Source organism: Gemmatimonadota bacterium (assembly GCA_009838845.1).
In the GTDB taxonomy this organism is placed as follows: domain Bacteria; phylum Latescibacterota; class UBA2968; order UBA2968; family UBA2968; genus VXRD01.
On sequence record VXRD01000146.1, the window covers coordinates 21,432 to 29,564 of the forward strand.

The window sequence follows — 8,133 nt, forward strand, 5'->3', positions numbered from 1 at the left end:
GTATAGCCATCCCACCTTCCGCTTTCAAGCGCAATTTCCATTAGGGACAACAACATGGAAACAATATTGACAGCGACGATCTTTCTCATCATAGCATTTGCGTTTATGGCAGGTGCGTTGACATTTGCCCAATATAAAAAAAAGCAGCAGAGTTGTTGTGGCGATGTCCTGGAAACCTCTGAACAGGATTTGGACGAAGACTCGGCCTGCTTTACATGCCCACGTCGGAAAAAAGCGGAAAAAGATCAGAACACCGTCTCCATCGCGGAAAAGGTGTGATAATCAGCTCAATGGAGGATACCAGTCGAGTTGTCCTCCTTCAACGCGGCAACGGGTCTCGCAGAGATCGTCGTTGCGGTCTTTGTAAATAACCTTCCACTCAATGCGTTTTAATGCCAGCAGATCCTGATGTTCATTCACCTGAATATCCCTCACCACGCGCTCAATACTCACAACCCGCCCTTCAACTTTGTAAACAGATAGGCGAATCTGTGTCACATAGCGATTGCGCCACACAAAATAATAGAGAAAAAATCCAAAAACGAGTGCTGTAAACAGATATGCGATCAAAATAGTTGACACAGACTGTACCTTTCTGTTAAATCTGGGATTGCAGTATCTTAAAATAAGACGTAACGCGATATTTCGCTTGATTTTTTGCGTTAAAAAATATTAAATAGAATAGTTTGCACATCCCCCATTCGAGCGAACGAATGGGTTTTTTGTGCCTTTCCCGATTGCGTTCCACCTGTGGGGCTGGGCGGTGTACTCCCCTCTTACGTCTTACATCTCACCGCTTTTCATCCGAGGTTTATATGCGATACATCTTTTTTTTCGTTTTGTCATTTGCCCTCTGGCTACTCTTGTCCGGACATTACTCATTCTATCACACACTCGTCCTCACCATGGGTATATTGTCCTGCGCTTTTGTCGTTTATCTGGCGGGTCGTCTGGATATTGTAGATGAAGAAGGGATCCAGATTAATCTGGCCCGACACCTAATTGTGTATATTCCCTGGCTGGCCTGGGCCATTATCAAAGCGAATATCGACGTGGCAAAACGCATTTTGAATCCCAGATTGCCCATTGCCCCGCGCATAGTGCGCGTAACGGGAACGCAAAAAACCGATCTTTGTCGCGTCATTTTTGCCAATTCAATAACCCTGACCCCCGGCACTGTATCACTCGACCTGGACGAAGAAGATATTGTGGTACATGCCCTGACAAAAGAAGCCGCTGACGATGTACAGAGCGGCGATATGGACCGCCGCGTGACGACGGCACTGGAGCAATGAGATGTTTATTGCGGCAATGATCGGCATATTGGTCACCATGGCACTGGCACTTTGCCGCGCCCTATTGGGGCCGACTGTGTACGATCGCATCCTATCGGTAAATATGTTTGGCACCAAAACCGTATTATTCATTGCCGTACTCGGATTTTTAACTGACCGACCCGATTTTCTGGACCTCGCCCTTATTTATGTATTGATCAACTTTATCGGTACATTGGCCGTTCTAAAATTTGTGACCTATAATGATCTGGGCGCCGATCCCGAAGAACAAAACAGGGCCCAAACACCATGACGATTCTCGATATATTGAGCTGGATTTGTCTTATTCCGGGATGTATTCTGTGCATGATAGGCGGCCTGGGGCTGTTGCGCTTGCCCGATTTTTACAGCCGCATGCACGGCGGTGGCATTACCGACACACTGGGGGCGGGCCTCGTTCTCATAGGATTGATGTTTCAGGGCGGCCTGACAACGGTCACAGTAAAACTGGTGATGATTCTGGTGATATTACTTATCACCAGTCCCACATCGACCCACGCAGTGGGCAAAGCGGCATTGACGTCGGGCCTCAAGCCATTTGTTGACGACCCCGACAACAAAGGGAAAAATGAGCATGACTGAAATTCTGGACATCGCCCTGCTGTCTTTTATGATAGTACTCGCGATTGCGGTTTCCCGAATGCACAATTTGTTTATGGCCGCAGTGATGCTGGGCATATTCAGCTTCCTCGCGGCTATCGTATTTACATTGCTCGACGCCGTCGATGTCGCATTTACCGAAGCGGCTGTCGGAGCAGGCGTATCAACCGTGCTCTTGCTGGGCACCCTATCATTGACCACGCGCGAAGAAAAAATTATGAAAAAAAATAACGCATTGGCACTGCTCGTCGTGCTCATTACGGGCAGCGCGCTTATTTACGGCACACTGGACATGCCGATGTTCGGCGACCCCAATGCGCCCGTTCACCAGCACGTTGCCGATCGCTATATTGAAAAATCGGGAGAAGAAATGGGAATCCCCAATATTGTAACATCGGTATTGGCGAGCTACCGGGGATACGATACACTGGGTGAAGTAGCCGTGATTTTTACAGCCGGTATCGGCGTAATATTGCTCCTGGGACATATCAGGCGCAAGGAGGACAAGCAGTGAGACATCAGAGTATTCCCCGCGTAGTGGGCAAGTGGTTCATTCCTCCGATACTGTTATTCGCGCTCTACGTGCAATTTCACGGCGACTTCGGACCCGGAGGAGGATTTCAAGCCGGTGTGATTTTTGCCGCAGCAGTAGTCCTCTACACGCTGATTTTTGGCCTGCAAGCCGCAAAAAGAATTGTAAAACCCCGCATCATTGAAACGCTCGTCTCACTCGGCGTCTTGCTCTATGCGGGCACGGGATTGGTCTCCCTATTTCTCGGTTACAATTTCCTGAATTACACTGCTCTGGATCCGGAACATGCATCGCACGGACAACATCTGGGCATCTTTCTGGTCGAACTCGGCGTGGGTATTACCGTGGCCGCAGTGATGATAGCCATCTTTTTTTCTTTTGCAGGCCGGAGGCGATTGCGATGATCTCCGTTGGATTATTCAACTACTGGGCCTGTATGGTCTTGATGATGATTGGATTGTACACAGCAATTGCGCGTCCCAATCTCATCAAAAAATTGATTGGTCTGAGTATCTTTCAGGTTTCGGTTTTCTTGCTCTATATCACCGTGGGAAAGGTCAGCGGTGGTACTGCGCCAATTTTGGAAGAAGGTATTGAGGTGTATTCCAACCCATTGCCCCATGTACTCATCCTGACGGCAATTGTCGTGGGCATCGCAACGCTCTCCCTGGGTTTGGCACTCGTCGTGCGAATTGGAGAAGCTTATGATACAATTGAGGAAGATGAAATCATAGAACAGGACCGCGTGAATGATTGATATGCATCTGCCCATATTGTTGATCGTTGTACCCCTTGTATCGGCCCCCTTATGTGTGTTATTGCGGCAAAAAACGCTGGTGTGGGCTTTTGCATCTCTCGTGTGTTTGGCCTCTTTGGGCATAGCATCTATGCTGCTCATCCGCGTGCTCGAAGAAGGCGTGATCTCGTATGCAATAGGCGGATGGATTGCCCCCTGGGGCATTGAATACCGCGTCGATACGATCAACGCTTATGTGCTGCTGCTGGTTTCGACCATCGCCGCCGTGCTGACGTTTTTTGCACTGCCGAGCGTGGTAGATGAAGTCGCCGGTAAGCAGCATTATTTATTTTACACAGCTTATTTGCTGTGCCTCACCGGATTGATGGGCATCGCGATCACGGGCGACGCGTTTAACGTCTTTGTATTTTTGGAAATATCATCGCTATCGTCCTATACCCTGATTGCCATGGGACGCGATCGGCGCGCATTGACAGCATCCTATCAATATCTGCTCATGGGCACATTGGGAGCCACATTTATTGTCATCGGCATCGGACTGATGTACATGATGACCGGCACCCTGAATATGTTTGATCTATCCCAGCGCTTGCCCGCCATGTTCGAAACCCGCACCGCAATGGTCGCATTCGCCTTCTTAACCGTGGGCATGTTGATCAAACTGGCGATGTTCCCCATGCATATGTGGTTGCCCAATGCCTATTGTTACGCGCCCTCTTTAGTCACGGCTTTCCTGGCTGCAACAGCGACAAAAGTATCCATCTACGTATTTCTGAGATTCACATTTACCGTATGGGGTGCCGAGTTTGTATTTGAAAAACTCAACCTCGACATCTTTTTGATCCCCCTATCCCTCATCGGGATTTACGTGGCATCCCTATCCGCTATTTACCAGACCAATATAAAGCGATTATTGGCCTATTCCAGCGTGGCGCAAATCGGGTACATGATGCTGGGCATCGGCTTTGTTTCCATAACCGGATTGACCGGCGGGATTGTTCACCTGTTTAACCACGCCTTGATGAAAGCCGCCCTATTTTTGGCCGTAGGCTGCGCGGTATTGCGCCTCGGCTCATCTGACCTCACCGATTGGAAAGGCCTGGGGCGACGCATGCCCGTAACAATGGCGGCTTTTGTACTGGCGGGTCTGAGCTTGATCGGCGTGCCGTTAACAGTGGGCTTTGTCAGCAAATGGTATTTGATCCTGGCCGCGCTGGAAGCCGGATGGTGGCCCGTAGCACTGCTGGCCCTGCTCAGTTCTCTACTCGCCGTAGTATATGTGTGGCGCGTCGTTGAAGTGGCCTATTTTCAGAAAGCCGATGATGATTCCAATATAAAGGAAGCGCCGTTAATGATGCAGATCTCCATGTGGATTTTGACAGGAGCGACATTGTATTTTGGTATTCAAACGGACTTAACTGTCAACGTGGCACAACGCGCCGCCGGATTATTGATAGGGGTAACGCCGTGAGTGGATCAACCGCCATACTCGTATCCATTGCGTTACCGCTTCTGGGCATGCCCTTTATTGCACTGACCTCGCGCAGCCCCAATGTGCGCGAAGCTATCGGATTGGTTGCGGCTGTATTGACCTTTGGCACTGTAATTTCACTCCTGCCTTCGGTAATGGACGGCGCACAACCCGCCGCGCATGTCATAGACGTAATGCCGGGCCTATCACTGGCATTTCAGGTAGAGCCATTGGGCATGATATTTGCCCTCATCGCATCGGGTTTGTGGATTGTCACTACGATCTATGCTATCGGGTACATGCGCGGGCATCACGAAGAAAATCAGACGCGGTTTTTTGTGTTCTTCGCATTTGCGATCTCGGCTGCTCTGGGCGTGGCTTTTGCCCGCAATATGTTCACTCTCTTCATCTTTTACGAGATATTGACCCTATCGACATATCCACTTGTAACGCACCACCGCAGTGAAGAAGCCATGCGCGCCGGACGCATTTACATGGGCATTTTGATGAGCACATCGGTGGGTTTTCTGTTGCTGGGCATGGTGTGGACCTGGCAACTGACCGGCACGCTGGAATTTGCGCCGGGCGGTATTATAGCCGGCAAAGCGAGCGAAGGCATTGTAATCGTCCTCCTCGGTCTCTATGCCTTTGGAACCGGAAAAGCGGCGTTAATGCCATTCCACCGATGGTTGCCTGCGGCAATGGTCGCACCCACGCCTGTCAGCGCATTGCTACATGCAGTAGCCGTGGTAAAAGCCGGCGTATTTACAATAATGAAAGTGGTGATCTACCTCTTTGGCACAGACCTGCTTTCGAATGCGGGTCTTAGCGAATGGCTGACCTATATCGCTGGCTTCACCATACTGGTGGGATCGTTGGTAGCGATGACAAAGGACAACTTGAAAGCACGACTGGCGTATTCCACAATCAGCCAGTTATCCTACATCGTGCTGGGAGCGTCGCTGGCAAATGACCTGGGTGTGCTGGGCGGCAGCATGCACATCGTAACACATGCCTTTGGCAAAATCACCCTGTTCTTCTGTGCCGGAGCCATCCTGGTAGCTTTGCACAAAACAGAAATCAGCGACATGAAGGGCATTGGACGGCAGATGCCCTTTACGATGTTTGCCTTTTTGATCGGCTCTCTGAGCATTATCGGAATTCCGCCTTTTGCGGGTGCGTGGAGCAAGTGGTATCTGGTTATGGCTTCTATTGAAGCCCATCAATATGTGGCAGCAGGGGTATTGCTGATGAGTTCGCTACTCAACGTCCTCTATTTGTTGCCCATTCCCATCTATGCATTTTTTGCGTCCGAAACCAATGACCACAACGGTCTGCACGAAGCACCGCTTGCGTGCGTACTCCCCTTATCATTTACAGCCGTCGGCTGCCTGGTACTCTATATCTATCCCGAACCTGTTCTGAACCTGTTGCTTATGATCGGAGGGGCCATGCCATGAACCATCCCGAATCCCCAAAACAGAATGAACGCTTTTTGGCCCATCTCGGATCCGTGCGCTGGCTGATTTTGGGCTTCTTCGTTTGGTGTGCGTTGTTGGTCCTGACCGACCTCATCGTGCATCGGCACTTGACTTTTGCCGAAGGCGAATTGCCAATTGAAGGCCGATTTGGATTCTACGCCATTTACGGATTTGTCGCTTATTTGATGATCGTCTGGGGCTCCATACTCTTGAGAAAAACGCTGTTACGGTCGGAGGACTATTACGATGAGTGAGGTTCATCCCGCACTGATCCTGCTGGCGGGTGGCCTGCTTTTATTTTGCCTGCCAACCACACCGCGCCGCATCGCGTCGGTATGCTTGCCCGTGCTCGGATTTTTAAACCTGCTGACCATTGCCGATGACACCCTGTGGCACATCACCTGGGGCGGCTACGAACTGACCATACTGCGTGCAGACCGCTTGAGCATGCTATTTGGATACCTGTTCCACCTGGCGGCCTTTATCGGCGCAATTTACGCGCTACATCTCAAAGACCGGTTGCAAATCGGCACGGGATTAATCTACGCGGGATCGGCGATTGGGGCGGTATTTGCCGGCGATCTGATCACCCTGTTCATCTTCTGGGAATTACTGGCGATCACATCGGTATTCCTCGTGTGGGCGCGCGGCGGTGAGCGTGCACTGCGGTCGGGAATGCGCTATCTGGTCATGCACATCTCGTCGGGCTTGCTACTCCTGCTCGGCGCGGTATTCTACTATTTAAACACAAAATCCCTCGCCTTTGATCACATCGGACTAAATGAGGGACATCACTACCTGATATTTTTCGCCTTTGGAATCAAATGCGCCTTTCCCCTCCTCCACAACTGGCTGATCGACGCCTATCCAGAATCCACGCCCGTGGGTACCGTATTTTTGAGTGCCTTTACAACCAAAACCGCCGTATATGCCCTCGCACGCGGATTTCCCGGTGAAGACCTGCTCATCTACATCGGCACCATCATGACCATCTTTCCGATATTCTACGCAGCCATCGAAAACGATATGCGCCGCGTATTGAGCTACAGCATGATCAACCAGATCGGATTTATGGTCGCGGGCATTGGCATCGGAGGCGCACTGGGCATTAACGGCGCAGTATCGCATGCATTCAATGACGTACTTTTCAAAGGGCTGCTATTCATGTCCATGGGCGCTGTCTTATTTTCCAGCGGGCGTATCAATGCCTCAGAACTGGGTGGCCTTTATAAATCCATGCCCTGGACCTGTGCTTGCTGTATTATAGGCGCCGCATCCATATCCGCAATACCCCTGTTCAACGCGTTTATCAGCAAATCCATGGTCATGCAGGGCGTCGCGGACAGCGGTGCTGTGGCCATCTGGCTGGTGCTCTTATTTGCATCGGCGGGCGTGCTTCACCACGCAGGCGTCAAAATTCCATTTTTTTCATTTTTTGCACACGACTCTGGAATTCGCTGTCCCGAAGCCCCCCTCAACATGCGGATCGCCATGACGATCTCTGCCATACTCTGTATTGTCATAGGCTCCTATCCACCGCTGCTCTACAACCTGTTGCCGCATCCCGTAGATTACGTGCCCTATACCACGACCCACGTCGTGCTCCAACTCCAACTGGTCTTCTTCGCAGTGCTGGCATTTGCGGTACTGATGTTGACGAGTGAAATCGACGTATTTCTGGAAACACAGAGGAAGCGAGGTATTGTCGGGATACTGATATTAATAGGCAAGCACCCTCCCGAATTGCCCGGTGTAAATCTCGACTCAGACTGGATTTATCGACGCGCTTTACCAAAAGGTATTCGCGCCATAGTCCGCACAGGCGGGCTGGTCGTGGATCGTTTTTTTGCGGGTGCAAAGGCGTTGATTCAAAAACTCATTGCGGGTATTCGGGCGCAACACAGTAATAGGGGATTGTTTGGCCGCTCGTGGTTATCGCAAAGCAATGTGCTCATCGC

12 protein-coding genes are annotated in these 8,133 nt (G+C 50.7%); 11 read left to right on the top strand and 1 reads right to left on the bottom strand.

The window, feature by feature from the left end; all coding sequences use genetic code 11:
- The first annotated feature begins 54 nt into the window (after positions 1 to 54).
- The gene (locus F4Y39_20530; protein ID MYC16119.1) at positions 55 to 279 is read left to right on the top strand and encodes a hypothetical protein; all 225 of its coding nucleotides are present in this window, start codon (positions 55 to 57) and stop codon (positions 277 to 279) included.
- Positions 280 to 282: 3 nt separating this feature from the next.
- Here the strand turns inward: F4Y39_20530 and F4Y39_20535 are convergent, their stop codons facing one another.
- Positions 283 to 582, bottom strand: coding sequence for a hypothetical protein (locus F4Y39_20535; protein ID MYC16120.1), 300 nt, complete (start codon positions 580 to 582; stop codon positions 283 to 285).
- A 131-nt stretch (positions 583 to 713) separates the two neighbouring features.
- On the opposite strand from F4Y39_20535, the gene F4Y39_20540 reads away from it, so the two are divergent.
- From F4Y39_20540 to F4Y39_20585, 10 genes are all read left to right on the top strand, one after another.
- Positions 714 to 1,295, top strand: a complete 582-nt coding sequence (locus F4Y39_20540) for a hypothetical protein (protein ID MYC16121.1) — start codon at positions 714 to 716, stop codon at positions 1,293 to 1,295.
- A 1-nt stretch (position 1,296) separates the two neighbouring features.
- Positions 1,297 to 1,587: a pH regulation protein F gene (locus tag F4Y39_20545; protein ID MYC16122.1), complete on the top strand. Its 291-nt coding sequence runs from the start codon at positions 1,297 to 1,299 to the stop codon at positions 1,585 to 1,587.
- Positions 1,584 to 1,916: a monovalent cation/H(+) antiporter subunit G gene (locus tag F4Y39_20550; protein ID MYC16123.1), complete on the top strand. Its 333-nt coding sequence runs from the start codon at positions 1,584 to 1,586 to the stop codon at positions 1,914 to 1,916. Before F4Y39_20545 ends, F4Y39_20550 begins: the two co-directional genes overlap by 4 nt.
- A complete protein-coding gene (locus F4Y39_20555; GenBank protein ID MYC16124.1) occupies positions 1,909 to 2,448 on the top strand; it encodes a DUF4040 domain-containing protein in 540 nt (179 codons plus the stop codon). Before F4Y39_20550 ends, F4Y39_20555 begins: the two co-directional genes overlap by 8 nt.
- Positions 2,445 to 2,870 carry a Na(+)/H(+) antiporter subunit B gene (locus F4Y39_20560; GenBank protein MYC16125.1) on the top strand — a complete coding sequence of 142 codons (426 nt, stop codon included), beginning with the start codon at positions 2,445 to 2,447 and terminating at the stop codon, positions 2,868 to 2,870. Before F4Y39_20555 ends, F4Y39_20560 begins: the two co-directional genes overlap by 4 nt.
- Positions 2,861 to 3,223, top strand: a complete 363-nt coding sequence (locus tag F4Y39_20565) for a cation:proton antiporter subunit C (protein ID MYC16126.1) — start codon at positions 2,861 to 2,863, stop codon at positions 3,221 to 3,223. The genes F4Y39_20560 and F4Y39_20565 overlap by 10 nt, the downstream gene beginning before the upstream one ends.
- Entirely contained in the window at positions 3,216 to 4,694 is a 1,479-nt protein-coding gene (locus F4Y39_20570) for a monovalent cation/H+ antiporter subunit D family protein (GenBank protein ID MYC16127.1), read from the top strand. The genes F4Y39_20565 and F4Y39_20570 overlap by 8 nt, the downstream gene beginning before the upstream one ends.
- Positions 4,691 to 6,154 carry a monovalent cation/H+ antiporter subunit D family protein gene (locus F4Y39_20575; GenBank protein ID MYC16128.1) on the top strand — a complete coding sequence of 488 codons (1,464 nt, stop codon included), beginning with the start codon at positions 4,691 to 4,693 and terminating at the stop codon, positions 6,152 to 6,154. The genes F4Y39_20570 and F4Y39_20575 overlap by 4 nt, the downstream gene beginning before the upstream one ends.
- Positions 6,151 to 6,429: a hypothetical protein gene (locus tag F4Y39_20580; protein MYC16129.1), complete on the top strand. Its 279-nt coding sequence runs from the start codon at positions 6,151 to 6,153 to the stop codon at positions 6,427 to 6,429. The genes F4Y39_20575 and F4Y39_20580 overlap by 4 nt, the downstream gene beginning before the upstream one ends.
- Positions 6,422 to 8,133: Na(+)/H(+) antiporter subunit D (locus tag F4Y39_20585; protein MYC16130.1), on the top strand; the 1,712-nt coding region annotated here is incomplete at its 3' end. The genes F4Y39_20580 and F4Y39_20585, both read left to right, overlap by 8 nt.

Bases quoted from the DNA above. Each gene is read 5' to 3' on its own strand.
- F4Y39_20570 (MYC16127.1), top strand. From the start codon at position 3,216: ATGATTGATATGCATCTGCCCATATTGTTGATCGTTGTACCCCTTGTA.
- F4Y39_20530 (MYC16119.1), top strand. From the start codon at position 55: ATGGAAACAATATTGACAGCGACGATCTTTCTCATCATAGCATTTGCG.
- F4Y39_20555 (MYC16124.1), top strand. From the start codon at position 1,909: ATGACTGAAATTCTGGACATCGCCCTGCTGTCTTTTATGATAGTACTC.
- F4Y39_20580 (MYC16129.1), top strand. From the start codon at position 6,151: ATGAACCATCCCGAATCCCCAAAACAGAATGAACGCTTTTTGGCCCAT.
- F4Y39_20550 (MYC16123.1), top strand. From the start codon at position 1,584: ATGACGATTCTCGATATATTGAGCTGGATTTGTCTTATTCCGGGATGT.
- F4Y39_20540 (MYC16121.1), top strand. From the start codon at position 714: ATGGGTTTTTTGTGCCTTTCCCGATTGCGTTCCACCTGTGGGGCTGGG.
- F4Y39_20545 (MYC16122.1), top strand. From the start codon at position 1,297: ATGTTTATTGCGGCAATGATCGGCATATTGGTCACCATGGCACTGGCA.